Raw genomic sequence first — 21,051 nt, 5'->3', positions numbered from 1 at the left:
CGGTCCTACCTGGCTTCTCGGGTGGCTAGCTGGTCCGCCGACCGGGCGATGCCGAACGCCTGTGGGAGGGGCTGGCTCGCCATGTAGAGGCGGTCGGCGGTGCGGCGCGGGAGCGGGAAGTACTCGAAGGCGCCGTGGATACGGCCGTCGGAGGTCATGGGCTGTGCGGCGAAGCGGGCGACCGTGACCAGGCGGTACGGGTCGCTGCCGTGGCTGTCCATCAGCGCGACCTCGGTGATGCGGCGGGCGCCGTCGGCGAAGCGGGTCAGCTGCACGATGACGTCGACCGCGCTGTTGATCTGGTCGTGCAGCGCCACGAAGGGGATCTCCACGTCCGACATGGACGCCAGGGTCTGGAGCCGCATCAGCGCGTCCTCGGCGCTGTTGGCGTGGACGGTGGCGAGTGAGCCGTCGTGGCCGGTGGACATCGCCTGGAGCATGTCGAGCGACTCGCCGCCGCGGACCTCACCGACGACGATCCGGTCGGGGCGCATGCGCAGGGAGTTGCGCACGAGGTCACGGATGGTGATCTGGCCCTTGCCCTCGACGTTCGGCGGGCGGGACTCCAGGCGGATCACGTGGGGCTGCTGGAGCTGGAGTTCGGCGGAGTCCTCGATGGTGATGATGCGTTCGCCCTCGGGGATGAGGCCGGAGAGGGCGTTGAGCAGCGTCGTCTTGCCGGTGCCCGTCGCGCCCGAGACGATGATGTTGAACTTCGCCTGCACCAGGCCCGCCAGCAGGTACAGCATGTGCTCGTCGAGCGAGCCGAGGCCGATCAGCTCCTGGAGCGTGAAGGAGCGCGGGAAGCGGCGGATGGTGAGGGTGGCGCCGGTCAGGGACAGCGGCGGGATGATGACGTTGACGCGCTCCCCGGAGGGCAGACGGGCGTCGACCATCGGGTTCGACTCGTCCACGCGGCGGTTGACCGTGGAGACGATGCGCTCGATGGTCTGCATGAGCTGGTCGTTGGAGGCGAAGCGCAGGGGCAGTTGCTCGACCCGGCCGCCGCGCTCCACGAAGATCGCGTCCGGGCCGTTGACCATGATCTCGGTGATGGACGCGTCTTCGAGGAGGGGCTCCAGGATGCCCAGGCCCAGTGCCTCGTCGACCACCCTGCGGATGAGCTGCGAGCGTTCCACCGTCGACAGGACCGGGCCCTCGCGGCTGATGATGTGCCCGAGCACCCGCTCCAGCCGGGCCCTGCGCTCGGCGGCGGCCAGCGAACTCATCTCCGCGAGGTCGATCTCCTCCAGGAGCTTGGCCCGGTAGGAGGCGACCATGTGGCCGTCCTCGCCCCGGTTGCCGTTCTCCTCGGGGGTGTTGATGCGTGCTCGCAGGCTCATGAGTGCGGTGCTCCTCGCTCTGGCTCAGTGGTCGCGCGGCATCGTGGCGGTCTTGACGGCGGGGTCGAACTCCCAGCCCGGCACGAGGGACGGGATCTGCACGGTGGCCGTGACCGTGACCTCTTCCCCGCCGATCGACGCCGGGCAGCTCGTCCCGTCGGCCAGCCAACTGCTCACCGCGGCACGGCAGTCCGCCTCGTGCGGCCCGTCCAGCGACGCGCTGCGTGCCCCGGTCCGGGCCGCCGTGCCGGCCTGCTGGGCCGTGTAGGCGATCAGGCCGAGCTGCACGGCCCCCAGGGCGACGATCAGCAGGATCGGCAGGAAGCCGATGTACTCGATGGCGACCTGGCCGCGGTCGCGGCCCTTGCGGACACCGGTCATCTCGGTTTCGCCTCCTCGACCGCCCCGGCGTGGCCGCGGACCGTGAACCCGAAGGACAGCGTGCCGGGGAAGAGGATCGGCACTTCCAGCCTGACGTCGGCCGTCACATAGCCGGAGCCGCCGCAGGTCACGGTGGCGCCGGATCGCCACGCCTCCGACAGGTGCCTGAGCCCGGCCTCCTCGCACGCCCCCTGCCGCGCCCCCGGCTCCGCCGCCGTCGCCTGGCGTACCGCCTCGTCCGCGGCGTTGCCCGCGAGGATGAAGGTGTAGCCGACGAGGACCGCCTGCCACAGGGCGATCAGCGTCACGATGATCGTCGGCGTCATGCCGAGGAACTCGATGGTCACCTGGCCCCGATCCCGCTCCCGCTCTCTCAAGGGCACGTTCATCCCTCCCTCCTCCGCCGAAAGCTCACCGCCCCCCGGCCTCCCTTCTGGGCACCGTCCGGGGCCTTGACCAGGCCCAGCTCCCCCGCAAGGCCCCACAGGGCCTGCTTCACCGAGCTCTTGCTCTCCAGTTCGTGGACGCGGCCCGCGTCGACGACGCTCTGCAGTTCCTTGAAGTTGGCGGGGACCACGGTGGCCGCGACCGCCGTGCCGGTGATCTTCTGGATCAGGGGCGGCTGGATCTCCGTGGCGCGCGAGTGCCGGTTGACGACGACGGTGGTCTCCTCGGCCTTGCGGATCTGCAGCCGGTCCCACATCCGCACGGCCCGTTTGGCGCCCCGGACGGCCACCACGTCCGGGGTGGTGACCAGCAGGGCCCGGTCGGCCATCTCCACCGCCGCCGCCCCGGCGCCGCCGAGCTGGGCGCCGCAGTCGATGACGACGACCTCGTAGCGCGAGCGCAGGGCGCTGACGATCTGCCGGGCGGCGCGGTCGGTGACGTCCTCGCCGCGTTCCCCCTCGGCGGGGGCGAGCAGCAGGGCGAGGCCGCTGTCGTGGCGGAAGACGGCGTCGGCGAGGACGCGGGGTGAGATGTCGGTGATCGCGGCCAGGTCGACGACGGAGCGGCGGAACTGGACGTCCAGGTAGGAGGCGACGTCGCCGGTCTGGAGGTCCATGTCGACCAGGGCGGTGCTGCGGCCGGAGGCCTGGGCGGCCAGCGCCAGCTGGATCGCGGTCAGGGTGGTCCCGGCTCCGCCCTTGGCGCCGCTGACCGTGACGACGGTGCCGCCGACGCCGGTGAAGACGTCGCCGCCGGCGCCCAGGTGCCGGCGTACGCCGACGGACCACTGGGCGACGGCCTGGACGCGGCTGGCGAGTTCCTCGTAGCTGAGCGGCAGGGCGACCAGGCCGCGGGCCCCGTAGTCCATGGCGGCCTGGAAGAGGCCGGGGCTCGCGTCGGAGGTGACGAGGATGACGCCGACGGCCGGGAAGCGCAGGGCCACTTCGCGGATCAGCTCCAACGCCGGGACGGGACCGATCCGCTCGTGCACGACCACGACTTCCGGCAGCTCGTCGACGGACTCGGCGGCCAGCCGGGCGAGGGTGTCGATGAGCTGGGTGGAGTCGACCACCGGGGCGACGGGCTCGGCGTCCGGGAGCTGGCTGAGCAGCGTCGTGACGGACCGGACCGCGTCCGCGTCACCGACTGCCGGGAGGATCCTCGTGGGCATGGCAGCCTCTCACTTGTCTTTCGCGAGTTCGTACGTCCGGTCCCGCTCGGGGACGGTGGTGTCGCTGCCGGGCGCGACGAGGGCGAGCCGGACCCGCTTGGCGAACGACTCGGCGTAGGTGATGCGCTGGGCGTCGAGGGCGGACAGCGCGAACGTGATCGGGACGGCGTCGGTGGGCTGCTGGGTGCGGTTGCCCTCGTCGGGCTTGAGCGGGGTGAATTCGCCGACGTCGAGGACCTTGGCGTTGGTGACGATGATCTTCGACTGGTCGGGGTCGCCCTCGCGCGCGCCCTCGAAGGTGGCGTAGACGTTGACCGAGGCCCCGGGGGTGATCTTGCCGGCCACGCCGGTGGCCGCGTCGATCATGATGGCGACCTCCTGCTGGCCGGGCTGGAGGGCCGGCCGGCGGACGATCATGTCGGACTGGAGCAGGGAGCCCGCGCGCAGCGTGGTCACGGCGATCTTGCCCTGGATCTCCCGCAGATCGGTGACCGCGTTGTCGGACAGCCACCGTTCGGGCATCGTGATCTCCTCGAACTGGCCCGTGCTGAGGGTGGTGTAGGGCGGCACGTCGGAGGTGAGCCGGTAGGCGGTGACCTCGGGGCCGACTTTCGACTTCACGTCACTGATGACGGAGAGCACGCCGGCGAAGGCGCCGAGGGCGCAAATGACCGACAGGAGCAGGAGAATCACGCCGCGGCGCTGACGGGAGTTCATGAACCGTACAACCTCGTTGGGGATATCGGTCGAGCGGGATCGGAACAGGGCTGACGAGCGGTGCCGGGCCTCACCCGACGGCCGTCCGGTTCTCGAGCTGTCGGCCGGGCGGACTCTCGTGGGCGGGGGGCGTGGCCGAGCAGAACACGCAGCGGTCACCGATGACGTCGATCCCGCACCAGTGGCACCGACCCCGGCGTACGGACGTGACCAGCTGGTAGAGGACGGACAGGTCGGGCAGGTAGCTGCAGAACTCGATGAGCTTGCCGGTGCCCCACCAGCCGGGCGACTCGGCCGGGAGCGGGGTCTCGCGCAGCCCCTGCACCTTCCAGGAGGGGGCGAGGGTGCCCGTGACCCAGTCGGACTGGAGCTGGCCCTTGGCGACGAGCATCCAGGTGCCGAACTCGGGGCCGGGGAGCTGGGCTTCGGGGGTGATCCTGACGAGGTGCGGCTCGGGGTGGGCGAGGACACCGAACTGCGTGCCGGGCACCCAGGACTTGGCGTGCGACTTCAGGCCGACGGGTACGCGGTCGAGCCGGGTGACGGAGTTGAGGAGCGCGCCGGCGTGGATGTAGTGGACGAGCAGCCGGCCGGCCGAGGCGAGTACGCCGGGGCTGATGTCGCAGGAGGCGAGCTGCCGTAACTGACGGGCCAGGACGGCGAGTCCGAGGGGCGGAAGTTCCGGCCGGAACAGGGCGATCCGGTCGCTCTCCATGAGGGAGCGCAGGGTGTGCAGCCGTCGCTGCACCGCGGTGGGCGCGGCCTGTGAGCAGACCACGATCACATGGCCGTGGTGCTCGACCAGGGCCTGCATCTCCGCGAGCGCCTGCTCCAGGGGGCGTCGGTCGATGTCGCGGAGCACGACGGCGGGCAGGGTCCGTTCGTCCTGTGGCGGCAGCGCCATGTCGGCGCTGGTCACGGCAATGGCAGTTGGCACGCGCAGCTCCCCGTTTTCCCCATGCCCGTCGGAACGCCGGGTGTCACTCCGGCGCACCGTGTCGACTTCACTGCGTGACTACCTCAGCACTGTATCCACGGCTCTGTGACCGGAGAACAGCGTTTGTGTAGCTGGAGAGCAACTGCCGTTGCACAAGATGCGCCAAAACGGGGCAGGTTGAGCATCTTGCCGGTCGTTGTGACGGGCTCCGGCGGTTCCGGGCGATGGACCCAGGGAGCCTGGCGTTGACGGTGGGCCTTCGTTTCGCGGATGCCGCGCCGGTCGCCGCCGAGAAGGACTTCAAGCCGGGCATGAAGGGTCGGGGGAACTGCTGGGCGACAAGTTGGTCTGGACCTCTTGACACCGTCGCTGGTCTGGACCATTTTCTTGTCATGTCCAGACACAGACGATCCCTGCGGCTGTGGTCGGGTGCCGTCACGGCTGCCCTGGCCCTCACTGTCACGACCGTCGGCCAGGCGAACGCCGCCGACGTCAACAACGCCAGGAACGCCGGCTTCGAGTCGGGCCTGAGCGACTGGACCTGCTCGGCGGGCAGCGGGACGACGGTCTCCTCCCCGGCGCACTCCGGGTCGGCCGCGCTGCGGGCGACCCCGTCGGGGCAGGACAACGCCCGGTGCGGCCAGACGGTGGCGGTGAAGCCGAACTCCACCTACACGCTGGGCGCGTGGGTGCGGGGCGGGTACGCCTACCTCGGTGTGACGGGCACGGGCACCACGGACGTGTCCACCTGGACGCCGGACTCCTCCTCCTGGAAGCAGCTGTCGACGAGCTTCAGGACGGGTTCGTCCACGACATCGGTGACGGTGTACACGCACGGCTGGTACGGGCAGGCGGCGTACTACGCCGACGACGTGTCGGTGTTCGGCCCCGACGGCGGCGGGGGCACGGACCCGGGCCCCACGATCCCGTCCGCGCCGAGCGGCCTGAACGTCTCCGGCACGACGTCCTCGTCGGTCTCCCTCGCCTGGAACACGGTCTCCGGAGCGACGGGTTACACCGTCTACCGCGACGGCACGAAGGTGACGGCCGTCTCCGGCACCTCGGCGACGGTCACCGGACTCGCCGCCTCGACGTCGTACTCCTTCCAGGTCACGGCGTCGAACGGGGCCGGTGAGTCGCCGAAGTCGGCGGCGGTGACGGGAACCACGAGGCAGCCGAACGGCCCGGGCCCCGCGCTCCCCAAGCACGTGGTGACCGGCTACTGGCAGAACTTCGACAACGGCGCGACGGTCCAGCGCATCTCGGACGTCCCCGCCGCGTACGACATCATCGCGGTGGCCTTCGCGGACGCCACGGGCACGCCCGGGGCGGTGTCCTTCACCCTGGACTCGGCCGGGCTGAAGGGCTACACGGTCGACCAGTTCAAGGCGGACGTGCGCGCCAAGCAGGCCGCGGGCAAGAAGGTCGTCATCTCCGTGGGCGGAGAGCGCGGCACGGTGTCGGTCAACGACGCCACAGCCGCGGCCAACTTCGCGAACAGCGTGTACTCCGTGATGCAGACGTACGGCTTCGACGGGGTCGACATCGACCTGGAGAACGGCCTCGACGCGACGTACATGACGCAGGCGCTGCGCGCGCTGTCGGCGAAGGCGGGCCCGTCACTCGTCCTCACGATGGCTCCCCAGACCATCGACATGCAGTCGACGTCCAACGGCTACTTCCGGACCGCGCTGAACGTGAAGGACATCCTCACGGTCGTCAACATGCAGTACTACAACAGCGGCTCCATGCTCGGCTGCGACGGCAAGGTCTACAGCCAGGGCTCGGTCGACTTCCTCACGGCCCTGGCCTGCATCCAGCTGGAGAACGGCCTCGCCCCCTCCCAGGTGGGTCTGGGCCTGCCGGCCTCGACGCGCGGGGCGGGCAGCGGCTACGTCTCCCCGACCGTGGTGAACAACGCCCTGGACTGCCTGACCAGGGCCACGAACTGCGGCACCTTCACACCGCCCCGGACCTACCCCGACCTGCGGGGCGCGATGACCTGGTCGACCAACTGGGACGCGACGGCGGGCAACGCGTGGTCCAGCGCGGTGGGACCGCACGTGCACGGGCTGCCGTAGCCAGACCGACGAGGCCGGCGGGGTGAGGGGGGCCGCGACTCCCCTCACCCCGCTCGCCGCTCGCCGCTCTAGAAGAACTCCCCCCACGGCTGGTCCCAGATCTGCTTCACGCACAGGACGAGGAACAGCAGGCCCGCCCCGGCCAGCATCGCGTTGCTGAGGGGGCCGTTGCGCCACTCGCGGGGCGTACGCGAGGAGTTGAGCAGCCAGATCAAGGTCGCGGCGAGGAAGGGGAGGAAGGCCGCGCCGAGGACGCCGTAGATGATGATCAGGCGGAAGGGCTGGCCCTCGAAGAGCAGGATCATCGGCGGGAAGGTCAGCCAGAGCAGATAGGCGCGGAACGGCCGGGAACGCTCGCGTTCGCCCGAGGCGACCTCCGCGCCCCTGGCCCGGCCCCGGCCCGACAGACGGCCCACGAAGTCGGCGAACATCAGGCTCACGCCGTGCCAGACGCCGATGAGCGAGGTGAAGGACGTGGCGAAGAAGCCGATGAGGAAGAACGTCGCCGTCGCCGAGCCGTACTCGTCCTCCAGGATGTCGCCCAGCTGGACCAGGCCCTTGTCGCCGCTCGCGATCGCGATGTTCGCCGAGTGCAGCAGCTCCGCGCCGACGAACAGCATGGCGATGACGAAGATGCCGGTCGTGGCGTAGGCGACGCGGTTGTCCAGCCGCATGACCTTCATCCAGCCGGTGTCGGTCCAGCCCTTGGCGTTGACCCAGTAGCCGTACGCCGCGAGCGTGATCGTGCCGCCCACGCCGCCGATCAGACCCAGCGTGTTGAGGATCGAGTCCTTCTCGTCCGGCAGCACCGGCAGGAGCCCGGCGAAGGCGTCGGGGATGTTCGGCGTGACACGGACCGCCAGGTACACCGTCACCACGAACATGACGCCCACCAGAATCGTCATGACCTTCTCGAACACCGCGTACTTGTTGAACCAGACGAAGACCAGTCCGACCAGACCGCAGGCGATGCCCCACCACTTGAGGTCCATCACGTCCGGGAACAGCGCCTGCAACGGCAGCGCGCTCGACGACATCGCCGCGGCGCCGTAGACGAACCCCCAGACCACGACGTAGACCGCGAAGAACCATGTGGTCCAGCGGCCGAGGCTCGCCCAGCCGTCGAACAGGGTGCGGCCGGTGGACAGATGCCAGCGGCCCGCCGCCTCCGCCAGGGAGATCTTCACCAGGCAGCCGATGATCGCGGCCCACAGGAGCGTGTAGCCGAAGTTGCTGCCCGCGATGAGGGTGGCGACCAGATCGCCGGCCCCGACGCCGGTCGCCGCGACGACGATGCCCGGCCCGATGTACTTCCAGCTCGCCTTCCGGGGCTGCGGGGGATGGGTGGCCGCGCTTTCCGTGGTGTTGCCCGTGGTGTCCGCCATGAAGGTCAAGAAACCGCAAGGAGGCCGGACCGACAAGAGGGCCTGGACGGAATCACCCCGGGGGTGCGAGACCTGCGCGAAACCACCACGACGACGAGCGGGCCGGAGCCGGGCCCGGGCGGCTGGACGCACCGCCGGGGCCCGGCCGGCGGAGCGTCACGGCTGTCGCCGACCACAGCCGCCCGATCCGCATGTGCCGAGCTCGAACCACACGGTCTTGCCCGGCCCGTCCCGGTGGCAGCCCCACCGCTGGGCGAGCGCGTCCACCAGGAACATTCCGCGGCCGCTCTCCCCCGTGCCCGCGTCCAGCACCCGCGGCACGCGGTGTTCGCCGTCGGCGACCTCGCAGCGCAGCACACCGTGCGCGGCGAAGAGCGTGAGCCGGAAGCGGCTCCGGGCGTGCACCAGGGCGTTGGCCGCCAGTTCACCGACGAGCAGTTCGGCCGCCTCGGCCACCTCACCGCGCTCGGCGAGCCCCCAGGCCTCCAGCTGCCTGCGGACCTCCGCACGCGCCTCGCGGACGGCGGAGGGCCGCGGTGCGTACTCGACACTCAGATGGCCTGCTCCCAGGGGCGGTTGCGGGAACGGGCCGTACTGGGCGTCGGGGTCCGGGAGGGACCACCCGGAGAGTTGCAGCATGGGTCAAGGGTGATCCGCGGGGGTGGTCCGGCGCACGGGGAGGACTACCCGATCCCCTACCTGTTCGCGTAGGTGGGGTGGTCATGCGTACTGGAGACGGACCGTCGCTCCGTCGGCGTCGTCGCGGATGTCCACGTAGGCGCAGACCTGACGCGCGTACCAGAGTCCCGGGCCCGGTTCCGGGCCCGCGGCGGAGGGCGGGACGAAGCCGGCGAGCGGGTCGTCGAGACGGCGGGCCGAGCGCAGTTCACAGACGCAGGCGGGTGCCTCGCCCCAGAGCAGGGCGTCACCCCCGAGGGGCGCGAGGGCCGCCGCCGTCTCCGCCACCGCGGCGGCGAACAGCTCGGCGTCGGCGGCGGGCAGCCCCCGATCCGCTGCCCAGCGCCGCACGCCGGCGGCGTCCGGCTCCCGCAGGGGCCGCGCACCGGCCGGGGGCAACGGCAGGGGCACGGCGTCGAGTTCGGCCGCGAGGCGCAGCGGGTCCTCGTACACCTCCGTGTCGGGGTGGGTGCGGCGGGCCGCGGCGACGACGGCGGGCCCGGCGGTGCGGGTGTCGTACGCGCACAGGGCGGTCGTGGCCATGGGCGCGAAGAGGAGGTTGGCGAAGGCCTCGTAGCGGATCCACTCGGTGGTCTCGCGGGCCGAGCGGCCGGCGCGACCGCTCCAGACGGGCTCCATGACGAGGTGGATCCGGCCACCGGGGCCGGCGTGCGCGGTGAGGTACGCGGCGGCCCGGGCGACGGCGTTGGCGGCGGAGCCGGTGTACCAGTCGGTGTGCGGGATGCAGGTGACGTCCTTCGCGTCCCGGCCGAGGGCGTCCCGCAGGAGGTCCAGATGGCGCGGGGCGGCGATGGCCACCGGCGGCGGTTCGCCGGAGGCGCCGAGTCCTTCGCCGAGAAAGGGCAGGGCGGCGGCGACGAAGCCGTCGTCGGAGTCGAAGACGGCCATGCGGTGGTCGAAGGCGCCGCGTTGTCCGGTGGTCATACGATCCCCTCGGGTGGGTGTGCGTGCGGGTCGTGGGGGCGGGTCAGCGCTGCGCCGTCATCCAGGCGGCGATCTGGCTGCGGTTGCTGAAGCCGAGCTTGCCGAGGATGCGTTCCACATGGCCTTCGGCGGTGCGGCGGGCGATCACCAGGCGGTCGGCGATCTGCTGGTTGGCGAGTCCCTCGGCGACGAGCCGGGCGACTTCGGTCTCGCGGCGGGTCAGCCGCACCGCGGTGTCGTCGTGCGGCGGGGCGGCGGGCTCCGTGGGGTGCGGTCGGCCGGGCTCCTGGAGCGCGTGGCCGGCCAGCTCGGCGAGACCGAGCGCCGCGCCCCGCCGGTGGGCCCGCTCGAACGCCTCGCGCCCCAGGGCCCGCACGGCCCGCTCCTCGCTGTCCCGGCGTACGGAGGTGAGGACGGAGGCACCCCAGCGGCCGGTGTCGATGTCGGCCCAGACGCGGTCGGCGCCGCCCAGCAGCAGGGCGGCGTGCCGGTGGGCGTCGCGAGCCGCCGCGACGGACGCCAGCAGGTCGAGGGTGAGGGCGATGCCGATGACGTCGTGGACGGCGAGTTTGAGCCGCAGGGCCTCGCGGGCGTGCCGTTCGGCCCGGGGCCAGTCGCCGCGCACGGTGTGCGCGAGGGCGAGTATCCGCAGCACGTACGAGCGCACCCATTGCTCGCCGTGCCGCTCGCACAGCCGCAGGGCCTGCTCGCAGACCTCCACGGCCCGCTCGGCCTCCCCCAGGAAGCCCAGCGCGCAGGCGAGTTCGACCTGGTCCAGGCCGACGAGGCTGAGGTGCTGGCCGGGCACCGGGCCACGGCCGACGGTGGTCTCGAAGTGCCTCAGCGCTCCGGGCAGGTCACCGCCGAACAGTCGGATGACGCCGATGACGTACTCGGCGTGGGCGCCCTCGGCCGCGTCACCGAGGGCCCGGGCGAGGGTGAGGGCCTCGGTGGCGTGGCGGCGGCCCCGGGGGAAGTCCCGGGTGGCGGCGGCCAGCAGCCCGGCGACCCAGAGGCCGCGGGCGCGTTCCCGGGTCGGTTCGGGGGCGGCGGCCAGGGCCCGGTCGAGCCAGTACAGGCCCTCGCGGGAGGCGCCGCATGCATGCCAGTAGAACCAGAGCGCGCCGGCGAGGCGCAGTGCGGCGAGCTCCTCGCCGGGGGTGGACAGGCTGAAGTCGAGGGCGGCGCGCAGGTTGTCCCGGTCGGCGCGCAACCGGGCGACGGTCTCCGGCTGCCCGGGCCCGAACCAGCCGCGCTCGCATTCCTCGGCCCGCCGCAGCATCCAGTCCCGCTGCCGCCGCCGGGCGGTCTCCTCCTCCCCGGCGTCCCGCCGCAACTGCTCCAGCCCGTACTGCCGCAGGGTGTCGAGCAGCCGGTAGCGCACCCCACCGGGCCCGGGCTCACGGCTGAGCACGGACTTGTCCACGAGCCCGGCGACGGCTTCCAGCACGTCGTCGGCACGCAGGCGGGGCGCGGAAGCCAGGGCCCGGGTGGGCGCCGCGGGGGGCCGGGCGTGTGGCCCCGGGAGGCCCGTGAGCCCGGGGGCGTCCGGGGGCCGGGCCTGTGCCCACGGGACGTCCGGGGGCCGGACCTGTGACCCCGGGAGGTCCGGGGGCCGGACCTGTGCCCTCGGGGGGTCCGTGAGCGGGGCCTGTGCCCCCAGGGCGTCCGGGGGCCGGACCTGTGACCCCGGGAGGTCCGGGGGCCGGACCTGTGCCCTCGGGGGGTCCGTGAGCGGGGCCTGTGCCCCCAGGGCGTCCGGGGGCCGGACCTGTGACCCCGGCGCATCCGTGAACCGGGCAGGGAACGCGGCCGGGCGAGCGGGCGGGGGCGCCGTCAGGGCCGGGGCCGGCAGCGCGACGAGCCGCTCCCCGCCTTCCGGACACACGACGGCGCCCTCCGAGGCCCCGGAGACATACAGGGATCGGGAGCCCTCTGGGACCTGGGAGACATACGGGGCTCGGGAGCCCTCCGAGGACCGGGAGTCGTCCGGCAACCGGGAGCCCTCCGAAGACCGGTGGCCGTCCAAGAACCGGCGGTCCTCCGGAAACCGAGAGCCCTCCAGGGACCGGGAGCCCTCCGGAAACCGAGAGCCCTCCAGGGACCGGGAGCCCTCCGGGAACCGGGAGCCCTCCGGCCCACAGCAACCCTCCGGCGGCCGGAAACCCCCCGGCGCACAGCAACCCTCCGGCGGCCGGAAACCCCCCGGCTCACAACAGCCCACCACGGCCCGACAGTCCCCCGCCCCACAGCAACCCCCCAGAGACCGACAGCCCTCCGTCCCACAGGAACCCTCCACGGAGCGACAGGACCCCGGCCCGCAGCAACCCTCCACGGAGTGGCATCCCCCCGGCCCGAAGCAACCCCCTGGCGGCCGAGAACCCACCAGGGGTCGAGGGCCCGGGCCATCCGGGACGGCGTCCGCGCACACCGCCTCCGCGGTTTCCAGGTCGAAGCCGCCCGCCAGGACCGACAGCCGGGCCCACACCGTCTGCTCGGGGGTGGTGCACAGATCGTGGCTCCAGGCGACCGCCGCCCGCAGGGTCTGGTGGCGGGGCAGGGCGGTGGGGCTGCCGGTGGTGAGGAAGCGGTAGCGGTCGTCGAGGCGATCGAGGAGCTGGTCGACGTCGAGGACGCGCATGCGGACGGCGGCCAGTTCGATGGCGAGGGGCAGACCGTCCAGGCGGTGGCACAGCCGGGCGACGGAGGCCCGGTTGGCGGCGGTGAGGCGGAAGCCGGGGACGACGGCGGCGGCCCGGTCGGCGAAGAGGGTGAGGGCCGGGTAGCCCTCGGCGGCGGACAGGTCGCCGTCCGGGTCGGGTACCGCCAGCGGCCGTACCTCCAGCAGGTGTTCCTCGGTGAGGCCGAGGCGGTGCCGGCTGGTGGCGAGGATCCGGACGCCCTCGGTGCCGTGCAGCAGGGCCGCGGCGAGCCGGGCGCACGCGCCCGCCAGGTGCTCGCAGTTGTCGACGACGAGGAGCAGCCGCCGGTCCCTCACCTGCTCGACGAGGGCGTCCAGGGGCGGCTTGGCGGAGTGGTCGTGGAGGCCGAGCGCGTCGGCTGCGGCGAGCGGGACGAGGGCCGGGTCGCGCAGTCCGGACAGGTGCACGAAGCGCACGCCGTCCGGGAAGGCCCGCCGCACCCGGGCCGCGATGCGCGCGGCGAGCCGGGTCTTGCCGACGCCGCCCGGCCCGGTCAGCGTCACCAGTCGTGCGCGGGCCAGCAGTTCGCGGCCCTGGGTCAGATCGCCACGCCGGTCGACGAAGCTGGTCGTCTCGGCCGGCAGGTGGTGGTCCCGTCGTGGCGCTGATCCGCCCATGATCAGCCAGTCCTCTGAGGGGTGTCGTCCGGGGAGCCGGACACTCGGCTCCCCTTGTGGGGACCCTCACCCTCTCCCGCGGCGTACATATATGCACGCCGCGGCCACCCCTGTGGGTGTACTTCCACCGGGTCACCTCGATCGCGGCGACGCACGCGTACACTGCGCGGCCACTTTCAGTCTTGACCTGCTCATGCCATTGGCAGAACGATGTGCGCCACCCGCACCCAGCACGTCGCACGGAACAACCCCACCTCCCACAAGGAGATTTCATGCGACTTCGCATACGAGGCTCCGGTGCCCGCACCGGCAGACGCACCGCCGCCCTCGCCGGCCTCCTCGCCCTCGCCCTCGCGGCGCCGTTGTCCGCGACGACGACCGACGCCACCGCCGACAGCGCCCGTCAAGCGGCCGCCACGGCCGACGACGTCCGCCGGTACGAGATCCATCTGCACTCGACGGCCGAAGACCGCACGGCACTTCAGCGCACGGGCGTGACCGTGGACGAGGTCCACGACCACGGTGTCGTGGTCTCCGGCCGCGCCGACCAGATCAGGAAACTGCGCGGGCTGGGCTACGAGGTCGCCCCGCTCGGCGCGGTGCCCGACCGTTCCGCGGGCGAGGACGGCGTCCGGCTCTTCGACTTCCCGTCGGGCGACTCGAAGTACCACAACTACGCGGAGATGACGAGCGAGATCAACGCGCTCGTCTCGGCCAACCCGTCCATCGCGAGCCAGCGCGTGATCGGCAAGTCGTACCAGGGCCGGAACATCGTCGCCATCAAGATCAGCGACAACGTCGGCTCCGACGAGTCCGAACCGGAGGTGCTGTTCACGCACCACCAGCACGCCCGCGAGCACCTGACCGTCGAGATGGCGCTCTACCTGCTGCGCGAGCTGACCTCCGACTACGGTTCCGACTCACGCGTCACCGGCATGGTGAACAACCGTGAGATCTGGATCGTCCCGGACATCAACCCGGACGGCGGCGAGTACGACATCGCCACCGGCTCGTACCGCTCCTGGCGCAAGAACCGGCAGCCCAACCCCGGCTCGCGCTACGTCGGTACGGACCTGAACCGCAACTGGAACTACCGCTGGGGCTGCTGCGGCGGCTCCTCGGGCTCCACGTCGTCCGACACCTACCGGGGGCCGTCCGCCGAGTCCGCACCCGAGGTGAAGGTCGTCGCGGACTTCGTGCGCAGCCGGGTCGTCGGCGGTACGCAGCAGATCAAGGCGGGGGTCGACTTCCACACCTACAGCGAGCTGGTGCTGTGGCCGTTCGGCTACACGTACTCCGACACGGCGACCGGGATGACAGCGGACGACAACGCGGCGTTCAAGGCGGTCGGGCAGAAGATGGCCGCGAGCAACGGGTACACGGCGGAGCAGTCCAGCGACCTGTACATCACCGACGGGTCGATCGACGACTACCTCTGGGGAGCACACAAGATCTTCGGGTACACCTTCGAGATGTACCCCCGCTCCGGTGGGGGTGGGTTCTACCCGCCCGACGAGGTGATCGAGCGGGAGACCTCCCGTAACCGCGACGCGGTGCTGCAACTGCTGGAGAACGCCGACTGTATGTACCGGTCGATCGGCAAGGAGAGCCAGTACTGCGCCTAGTCGGCGTCTTCCTCGAAGTAGGCGTCCAGCACCGCGTCCAACTGCGCGTCCCACTCCGCGAAACGGCTCCTGGCCGGCGCCTCGATCTCGATCGGGTACCAGCGCCGGTCAGGGGTGTGGACGGTGACGGTGTACCGCTTGCCGAAGCGGGCCGTCTCCGTCTCCACCGCGCCGATCTCGTCCCAGCGGAACTCGCATTCCTGGTCGTCCAGGGACAGTCGTACGCCTCTGTGGTCGGCGACCAGCCTGGCGCGGCGGTCGGACGCCTCGAAGACGGGGCCGTCGGTCTCGGTCTCCTCCTCCTGCTCGGAGGAGGCCGTCTCCGCCGGGTCCGCCGGGTCGGGGCCGGCCTCCTCGGCCTCCTCGGTGTCCGCGCCCTCGGGCTCCTTCTCCGGCCCGTCCTCCTCCGTCGGCCGGGACGCGGGTGACGTGAGCCCGGGGATGAAGGCCGGGTCGAATCCGGCGCCTTCCAGGGGCTGGCTGCTCGAACCTATGCGCTGCTCCACAGCGGAGCAGTATGGTCGACAAACCTGTGCGGCACACAGTCGACCGCGGCATCGTTATGAGACGCCTACACGAACAGACTCAAAACCGCCGCCACCGCGAACCCCGCCACCGCCGGCACGCTCTCCCGCACGGTCCGGGTCCTGAGACGAGCCCGGCCCCGTTGATCGGATCGGCGACACCTCCCGAAGGGGGTCACGCACGCGGCGGGCGAGGGGAGCGAACCATCAGCCGAGCACGGCCAGAGCATCGATCTCGATGAGCAGGCCCGCCGGCAGGCCGACGTAGACGGTCGTGCGCGCGGCGGGCGGCTGGGTCAGCCCCTGCTCCTCGAGGTACGCGTTGTAGATCTGGTTCATCTCGGCGAAGTGGGCCACGTCCGTCAGGTAGACGCGGATCATCATCACGCCGTCCCAGGAGGCGCCGCCCTCCTCCAGGATCGCCTTGACGTTGGCGAGGGTCTGGAGGGTCTGCTCGCGCAGGGTGGGCCCGGCGGGCGTGGGCGCCTTGCCCTCCTCGGCGGGCAGGAAGCCGACCTGGCCGGCGACCTGGAGGATGTTGCCCTTGCGCACGCCGTGCGAGAACTTCGCCGGCGGTGTGGTGTGGGTCTTCGGGGTGAGTGCGGTCTTGTCCGTCATACGGTGCCCTTCACCGGTGTCCTGCCGGAGTACTCGCCGCTGATGGCGTCCGCCGTGCGGCGCACCAGCGGCAGGAGGGTGAGGAGTTCGTCGGCGGTGACGACGACGTTCGGCGCGGAGACCGACATCGCGGCGACGACCCGGCCGTCGGCGCCGCGGATGGGCGCCGCGACGCAGTTGATGGACTCCTCGTGGCCGCCGAGGTCGGTGGCCCAGCCCTGTTCGCGCACCTTCTCCAGCTCACGCAGGAACGCGCCGGCGTCGGGGGTCGAACGGGACGTGTAGGCGGGGTAGTCGAGCTTCTGTGCGACCGCCCGCCGCTCGTGCTCGGGCAGGTCGGCCAGCAGCAGCTTGGCGACCGCGGCGACGGTGATGGCCACGGGCTTGCCGATGCGGGAGTACATCCGCACCGGGTAGCGGCTCTCGACCTTGTCGATGTAGAGGACCTCGTTCTCCTCGTACACGGCGAGGTGCACGGTGTGCCCGCAGTCCTCGTTGAGGCGGACCAGGTGGGGGTGGGCGATCTCGCGGACGTCGAGGTTCTCCATCGCCTCCTGGGCGAGGGCGAAGAGCCGGGCGCCCAGGCGGTAGCGCTGGTCGGACTGGCGGTAGACGAGCCCGTGCTCGTGCAGGGTGCGCAGCAGCCGCAGGGCCGTGGACTTGTGGACGCCGAGGCGGTCGGCGACCTGTCCCAGGTCGGCGGGGCCCTCGGCGAGCAACGGCAGGATGCTGAGCGCGCGGTCGACGGTCTGGCTCATGACGTACGTACCTCCTCGTCGGCCCGCTGTGTCCGCTCGGTCCAGCCGGGGCCGAGTCGCAGTCTCCCCCATGCCGCGTCGTCCAGGGCGACGAGCCGGTCGGCGTGCTCCCGCGCGGGCGGTGTCGCGAGGTCACCGGGCACGGTGAGGGCGGCGGCGGCCATCAGATGCCCGTGCCGCAGCCGGTCCCGGACGGGCAGCGCGCGCAGGGTGGCGGAGAGGAACCCGGCGGCGAAGGCGTCTCCGGCGCCGACGGCGGCGACGACGTCCACGCGGGGCGCGGGGGCGAGGGTGGCCGTGCCGTCCGCGTCCTCCGCGTCGCCGGGGTCCTTGCCGAGGGCGACGGCGCCGCCCGGGCCCATCTTGAAGATCACGAGCCCGGGCTCGGGCAGCGCGTCCCGGACGGCGGACGCGCCGCGCAGTCCCCACGCGCCGAGGGCCTCGTCGGACCCGACGAAGACGAGGTCCGCGCGGCGGGCGAGGCCCAGCAGGACCCGGGGCGCGTCGGGGTCGGGCCAGAGCCCCGGCCGGTGGTTGACGTCGAAGGAGACGAGCGGCCGGCGCGGGCCCGGCTCGGTCAGCTCCCACAGCAGGTCGAGACAGCCGCCGGAGAGCGCCGCCGTGATCCCCGACAGGTGCAGCACCCGGGCGGCCCGGACGGCCGCCAGGTCGACGGTGTCGGTGGACATCGCCGAGGCGGCCGATCCGGCCCGGTAGTAGGCCACCTCGTGGGCGTCGGTGGCCCGGTCCCCCGCCGTGCGGAAGTAGACGCCGGTGGGACGCGCCGGATCGCGCCGTACGGACGCGACGTCGACGCCGTAGGAGCCGATCTCCTCGACGAGGTGGTCGCCGAAGCCGTCGGCGCCGACCGCGCCGACCCACCGCACTGAGTGCCCCGCCGCCGCCAGCACGCACGCCACGTTGGACTCCGCCCCGCCGATGCCCCGCTCGAACGAGGGCACGTCGGCGAGGCGGCCCGGCCGGGAGGGCAGGAACGTGACCATGGACTCGCCGAGCGCGACGACGTCCACGACGTCGGGGGCGTTGCGGGGCCCGGTGGGGGTCACGATGCTCGTAGCTCCTCGGCGAGGTCGGTGGGTGGCGGTTTCATTGACCGGCGGTGGCCGAGATGTTAGACAGCGTTGAGCGACATGCGCAATGAAGGTTGCACACACTGCAACATCACAGATCAGGAGAGTCCATGCCAGCCGACCCCGCAGCCGAGCCCCTCGCCCGGCTCGCCGCAGAGCGCGTCGACCACCGGTTCAAGGGCCTCCCGCCGGACGCCGACGGCCTGACGGTCGGCGAGCTGGCCGGCCAGCGCCGCAACCTCTTCACCGGCGGCTTCGCCACGCCCGTGCTCGCGCTGTCCGCCGAGCGCCTGGAGCACAACCTGAAGCTCATGGAGACGTATTCGGCCCGGCACGGCCTGGCCTTCGCGCCGCACGGCAAGACCTCCATGGCGCCGCAGCTGTTCCAGCGGCAGATCGAGCACGGGGCGTGGGGCATCACCCTGGCCGTGCCGCACCAGGTGCGGGTGGCGCGCGCCTTCGGGACCCGGCGCGTGTTCCTCGCGAACGAGGTGGTCGACGCGGCGGCCCTGCGCTGGATCGCCGCCGAACTCGACGGCGACCCGGACTTCCGGTGCGTCTGCTACGTGGACTCCGTGCGCGGCGTCGAACTGATGGACGAAGCCCTGCGGGACGCCACGCGGCCCCTGGACGTCGTCGTCGAACTCGCGGCCGGCGAGGGCGCCCGGACCGGGGTGCGTACGGAGGCGGAGTGCGCGGCGGTCGCGGACGCGGTGGCGGGCACGCGGACGCTGCGGCTGGTCGGTGTCGCGGGCTACGAGGGCGAGGTACCGAAGGCCGACACCGGGCGGGTGGCGGCGTGGCTGCGGCGGCTGGTCGCGCTCGCCGCCGAGTTGGACAAGGCGGGGCGGTTCACCGGACTGGACGAGATCGTGGTCAGCGCGGGCGGCAGCGCCTGGTTCGACGCGGTCGCCGAGGTCTTCGCGGAGATCCCCGAACTGTCGCTCCCCGTGCTGAAGCTGCTCCGCTCCGGCGCCTACGTCTCGCACGACGACGGGCACTACCGCCGGCTGACCCCGTTCAACCGGGTCCCCGAGGAGGGCGCGCTGGAGCCGGCGTTCCGCCTGTGGACCCAGGTGGTCTCACGGCCCTCGGCCGAGCAGGCCTTCGTCAACGCGGGCAAGCGGGACGCGGCCCACGACCTCGACCTGCCCTTCGCCCAGGTGATCCGCCGGGACGGCACCGAGCGCCCGGCCACCGGCGTGTCGGTGACGGCCCTGTCCGACCAGCACGCCTGGCTCGCCACCACCCCGGAGGCGGATCTGGAGGTCGGTGACTGGATGGGTCTCGGCCTGTCCCACCCGTGCACCTCGTTCGACAAGTGGCAGCTGATCCCCGTCGCGGAGGCGGACGGCACGGTCGTCGACTACGTCCGCACGTTCTTCTAGGAGGGGCGGGGCGCGATGGAAGAACTCGTCATCCGGGACGCCGATGTCGTCGACGGCTCCGGCGCGGACGCGTACCGGGCCGATGTGGTGGTCGGCGGCGGCCGGATCGTCTCCATCGTCAAGGAGGCCGCGGCGGCCGGCTGTCAGCGGCCGAAGGCGCGCCGGGAACTGGACGCCGAGGGCCTGGTCCTCTCCCCCGGCTTCGTCGACATGCACGCGCACAGCGACCTGGCGCTGCTGCGCGACCCCGACCACAGCGCCAAGGCCGCGCAGGGCGTGACCCTGGAGGTCATCGGCCAGGACGGCCTGTCGTACGCGCCGGTCGACGACCGCACGCTCGGCGAGGTGCGGCGGGCGATCGCCGGGTGGAACGGCCCGGGCGACGACATCGACTTCGACTGGCGCACGGTCGGTGAGTACCTGGACCGGCTGGACCGGGGGATCGCCGTGAACGCGGCCTACCTGATCCCGCAGGGCACGGTCCGGGCGCTCGCCGTCGGCTGGGAGGACCGCGCGGCCACCCCCGCGGAACTGGACCGGATGCGCCGGCTGGTCGCCGAGGGCCTGGAGCAGGGCGCCGTCGGCATGTCGTCGGGGCTGACGTACACGCCCGGGATGTACGCGCGGGACGCCGAACTGACCGAGCTGTGCCGGGTGGTGGCCTCCTACGGCGGCTACTTCTGCCCGCACCACCGCTCCTACGGCGCCGGGGCCCTGGAGGCCTACACGGAGATGGTCGCCCTGACCCGGGAGGCGGGCTGCTCCCTGCATCTCGCCCACGCCACCTTGAACTTCGGCGTGAACACCGGCCGGGCACCCGAGCTGCTGACCCTGCTGGACGAGGCGCTGGCGGCCGGGTCCGACATCAGCCTCGACACCTACCCGTACACCCCGGGCTGTACGACGCTGGCGGCCGTGCTGCCGAGCTGGGCGAGCGAGGGCGGCCCGGAGGAGACCCTCAGGCGGCTGGCGGACGAGGAGACCGCGGAACGCGTCCGCCACCACCTGGAGGTCACCGGGTCCGACGGCTGCCACGGCGTGCCGATCGAATGGGACACCATCGAGATCTCCGGCGTGCACGATCCGGCCCTGGCGGATTTCGTCGGCCGGACGGTCCGGGAGTCGGCCGACCGGCGGCGCGAGGAGCCCTGGGCGACCGCACGTGGCCTGCTGCTGGCGGACCGGCTGGCCCCGACGATCCTCCAGCACGTGGGCCACGAGGAGAACGTCCGGGCGATCATGCGCCACCGGGTGCACACCGGCGGCTCGGACGGCATCCTCCAGGGCGCCAAGCCGCATCCGCGCGCCTACGGCACCTTCCCGCACTACCTCGGGCGCTGCGTCAGGGAGTTGGGGGTGCTGTCGCTGGAGGAGTGCGTCGCGCACCTCACCTCGCGCCCGGCCGCGCGGCTGCGGCTGCCCGACCGGGGCCTGGTCCGCGAGGGCTACGTGGCCGACCTGGTGCTCTTCGACCCGGCGACGGTCGCGGCGGGCTCCACCTTCGCCCGGCCGCGCACGCTCCCGACGGGCATTCCGTACGTCCTGGTCGACGGCCGGTTCGTGATCGAGGACGGCCGGCGCACGGACGTGCTGGCGGGCCGGGCGGTCCGCAGGACTCCTCCCGCGTGACCGCCCGGCCGGCA

General features: G+C 72.4%; 18 protein-coding genes. 4 read left to right on the top strand and 14 right to left on the bottom strand.

The genetic code is table 11. The features are described 5' to 3' along the window. Positions 1–5: 5 nt before the first annotated feature. The 6 genes from QNO09_RS08570 to QNO09_RS08545 form a co-directional block, all read right to left on the bottom strand. Entirely contained in the window at positions 6–1,343 is a 1,338-nt protein-coding gene (locus QNO09_RS08570) for a TadA family conjugal transfer-associated ATPase (protein WP_283969455.1), read from the bottom strand. A 24-nt stretch (positions 1,344–1,367) separates the two neighbouring features. After that, positions 1,368–1,724: a TadE/TadG family type IV pilus assembly protein gene (locus tag QNO09_RS08565; RefSeq protein WP_283969454.1), complete on the bottom strand. Its 357-nt coding sequence runs from the start codon at positions 1,722–1,724 to the stop codon at positions 1,368–1,370. Next, positions 1,721–2,113, bottom strand: a complete 393-nt coding sequence (locus QNO09_RS08560; RefSeq protein WP_283969453.1) for a pilus assembly protein — start codon at positions 2,111–2,113, stop codon at positions 1,721–1,723. Before QNO09_RS08560 ends, QNO09_RS08565 begins: the two co-directional genes overlap by 4 nt. Continuing rightward, positions 2,110–3,342: a CpaE/TadZ family protein gene (locus QNO09_RS08555; RefSeq protein ID WP_283969452.1), complete on the bottom strand. Its 1,233-nt coding sequence runs from the start codon at positions 3,340–3,342 to the stop codon at positions 2,110–2,112. The genes QNO09_RS08560 and QNO09_RS08555 overlap by 4 nt, the downstream gene beginning before the upstream one ends. 9 nt (positions 3,343–3,351) lie before the next feature. Further along, entirely contained in the window at positions 3,352–4,059 is a 708-nt protein-coding gene (cpaB, locus tag QNO09_RS08550; protein ID WP_283969451.1) for a Flp pilus assembly protein CpaB, read from the bottom strand. A gap of 70 nt (positions 4,060–4,129) precedes the next feature. Continuing rightward, positions 4,130–4,963, bottom strand: coding sequence for a hypothetical protein (locus QNO09_RS08545; protein WP_283969514.1), 834 nt, complete (start codon positions 4,961–4,963; stop codon positions 4,130–4,132). 425 nt (positions 4,964–5,388) lie between these two features. Here QNO09_RS08545 and QNO09_RS08540 point away from each other — a divergent pair, with 425 nt between their 5' ends. Beyond that, positions 5,389–7,077, top strand: a complete 1,689-nt coding sequence (locus QNO09_RS08540; RefSeq protein ID WP_283969450.1) for a chitinase — start codon at positions 5,389–5,391, stop codon at positions 7,075–7,077. A gap of 68 nt (positions 7,078–7,145) precedes the next feature. On the opposite strand, the gene QNO09_RS08535 is transcribed toward QNO09_RS08540, so the two are convergent. From QNO09_RS08535 to QNO09_RS39885, 4 genes are all read right to left on the bottom strand, one after another. After that, positions 7,146–8,462, bottom strand: a complete 1,317-nt coding sequence (locus tag QNO09_RS08535; RefSeq protein ID WP_283969449.1) for an Nramp family divalent metal transporter — start codon at positions 8,460–8,462, stop codon at positions 7,146–7,148. A gap of 156 nt (positions 8,463–8,618) precedes the next feature. Next, complete coding sequence (locus QNO09_RS08530; protein WP_283969448.1) at positions 8,619–9,101, bottom strand: ATP-binding protein; 483 nt, start codon at positions 9,099–9,101, stop codon at positions 8,619–8,621. An 81-nt stretch (positions 9,102–9,182) separates the two neighbouring features. Next, the gene (locus QNO09_RS08525; protein WP_283969447.1) at positions 9,183–10,085 is read right to left on the bottom strand and encodes an anti-sigma factor RsbA family regulatory protein; all 903 of its coding nucleotides are present in this window, start codon (positions 10,083–10,085) and stop codon (positions 9,183–9,185) included. A gap of 43 nt (positions 10,086–10,128) precedes the next feature. Next, entirely contained in the window at positions 10,129–13,404 is a 3,276-nt protein-coding gene (locus QNO09_RS39885) for an ATP-binding protein (RefSeq protein ID WP_502962264.1), read from the bottom strand. Between the two features lie 272 nt (positions 13,405–13,676). Here QNO09_RS39885 and QNO09_RS08510 point away from each other — a divergent pair, with 272 nt between their 5' ends. Next, positions 13,677–15,029, top strand: coding sequence for a M14 family metallopeptidase (locus QNO09_RS08510; RefSeq protein WP_283969446.1), 1,353 nt, complete (start codon positions 13,677–13,679; stop codon positions 15,027–15,029). On the opposite strand, the gene QNO09_RS08505 is transcribed toward QNO09_RS08510, so the two are convergent. The 4 genes from QNO09_RS08505 to QNO09_RS08490 all read right to left on the bottom strand — a co-directional run bounded on the left by QNO09_RS08505 (position 15,026) and on the right by QNO09_RS08490 (position 17,996). Continuing rightward, a complete protein-coding gene (locus QNO09_RS08505) occupies positions 15,026–15,535 on the bottom strand; it encodes a hypothetical protein (RefSeq protein WP_283969445.1) in 510 nt (169 codons plus the stop codon). The two genes, QNO09_RS08510 and QNO09_RS08505, sit on opposite strands and share 4 nt — an antisense overlap. Positions 15,536–15,760: 225 nt before the next feature. Then, entirely contained in the window at positions 15,761–16,171 is a 411-nt protein-coding gene (locus QNO09_RS08500; protein WP_283969444.1) for a RidA family protein, read from the bottom strand. Next, positions 16,168–16,929 carry an IclR family transcriptional regulator gene (locus QNO09_RS08495; RefSeq protein ID WP_283969443.1) on the bottom strand — a complete coding sequence of 254 codons (762 nt, stop codon included), beginning with the start codon at positions 16,927–16,929 and terminating at the stop codon, positions 16,168–16,170. The genes QNO09_RS08500 and QNO09_RS08495 overlap by 4 nt, the downstream gene beginning before the upstream one ends. Continuing rightward, complete coding sequence (locus QNO09_RS08490) at positions 16,926–17,996, bottom strand: sugar kinase (protein ID WP_283969442.1); 1,071 nt, start codon at positions 17,994–17,996, stop codon at positions 16,926–16,928. The genes QNO09_RS08495 and QNO09_RS08490 overlap by 4 nt, the downstream gene beginning before the upstream one ends. A gap of 134 nt (positions 17,997–18,130) precedes the next feature. Between QNO09_RS08490 and QNO09_RS08485 the strand changes: the two genes are divergently transcribed. Further along, positions 18,131–19,408 carry an amino acid deaminase gene (locus QNO09_RS08485; protein ID WP_283969441.1) on the top strand — a complete coding sequence of 426 codons (1,278 nt, stop codon included), beginning with the start codon at positions 18,131–18,133 and terminating at the stop codon, positions 19,406–19,408. Between the two features lie 15 nt (positions 19,409–19,423). Then, a complete protein-coding gene (locus tag QNO09_RS08480; RefSeq protein ID WP_283969440.1) occupies positions 19,424–21,037 on the top strand; it encodes an N-acyl-D-amino-acid deacylase family protein in 1,614 nt (537 codons plus the stop codon). Positions 21,038–21,051 lie beyond the last annotated feature (14 nt).

This window comes from Streptomyces sp. 378, from assembly GCF_030124145.1.
Classification (GTDB): Bacteria; Actinomycetota; Actinomycetes; order Streptomycetales; family Streptomycetaceae; genus Streptomyces.
This window is presented reverse-complemented; position numbering and strand designations above follow the sequence as displayed.

Excerpts from the sequence above, each read along its gene's own strand:
- QNO09_RS08570 (WP_283969455.1), bottom strand. The coding sequence starts at position 1,343 with ATGAGCCTGCGAGCACGCATCAACACCCCCGAGGAGAACGGCAACCGG.
- QNO09_RS08565 (WP_283969454.1), bottom strand. The coding sequence starts at position 1,724 with ATGACCGGTGTCCGCAAGGGCCGCGACCGCGGCCAGGTCGCCATCGAG.
- QNO09_RS08560 (WP_283969453.1), bottom strand. The coding sequence starts at position 2,113 with ATGAACGTGCCCTTGAGAGAGCGGGAGCGGGATCGGGGCCAGGTGACC.
- QNO09_RS08555 (WP_283969452.1), bottom strand. The coding sequence starts at position 3,342 with ATGCCCACGAGGATCCTCCCGGCAGTCGGTGACGCGGACGCGGTCCGG.
- cpaB (WP_283969451.1), bottom strand. The coding sequence starts at position 4,059 with ATGAACTCCCGTCAGCGCCGCGGCGTGATTCTCCTGCTCCTGTCGGTC.
- QNO09_RS08545 (WP_283969514.1), bottom strand. The coding sequence starts at position 4,963 with ATGGCGCTGCCGCCACAGGACGAACGGACCCTGCCCGCCGTCGTGCTC.
- QNO09_RS08540 (WP_283969450.1), top strand. The coding sequence starts at position 5,389 with ATGTCCAGACACAGACGATCCCTGCGGCTGTGGTCGGGTGCCGTCACG.
- QNO09_RS08535 (WP_283969449.1), bottom strand. The coding sequence starts at position 8,462 with ATGGCGGACACCACGGGCAACACCACGGAAAGCGCGGCCACCCATCCC.
- QNO09_RS08530 (WP_283969448.1), bottom strand. The coding sequence starts at position 9,101 with ATGCTGCAACTCTCCGGGTGGTCCCTCCCGGACCCCGACGCCCAGTAC.
- QNO09_RS08525 (WP_283969447.1), bottom strand. The coding sequence starts at position 10,085 with ATGACCACCGGACAACGCGGCGCCTTCGACCACCGCATGGCCGTCTTC.
- QNO09_RS39885 (WP_502962264.1), bottom strand. The coding sequence starts at position 13,404 with ATGGGCGGATCAGCGCCACGACGGGACCACCACCTGCCGGCCGAGACG.
- QNO09_RS08510 (WP_283969446.1), top strand. The coding sequence starts at position 13,677 with ATGCGACTTCGCATACGAGGCTCCGGTGCCCGCACCGGCAGACGCACC.
- QNO09_RS08500 (WP_283969444.1), bottom strand. The coding sequence starts at position 16,171 with ATGACGGACAAGACCGCACTCACCCCGAAGACCCACACCACACCGCCG.
- QNO09_RS08495 (WP_283969443.1), bottom strand. The coding sequence starts at position 16,929 with ATGAGCCAGACCGTCGACCGCGCGCTCAGCATCCTGCCGTTGCTCGCC.
- QNO09_RS08485 (WP_283969441.1), top strand. The coding sequence starts at position 18,131 with ATGCCAGCCGACCCCGCAGCCGAGCCCCTCGCCCGGCTCGCCGCAGAG.
- QNO09_RS08480 (WP_283969440.1), top strand. The coding sequence starts at position 19,424 with ATGGAAGAACTCGTCATCCGGGACGCCGATGTCGTCGACGGCTCCGGC.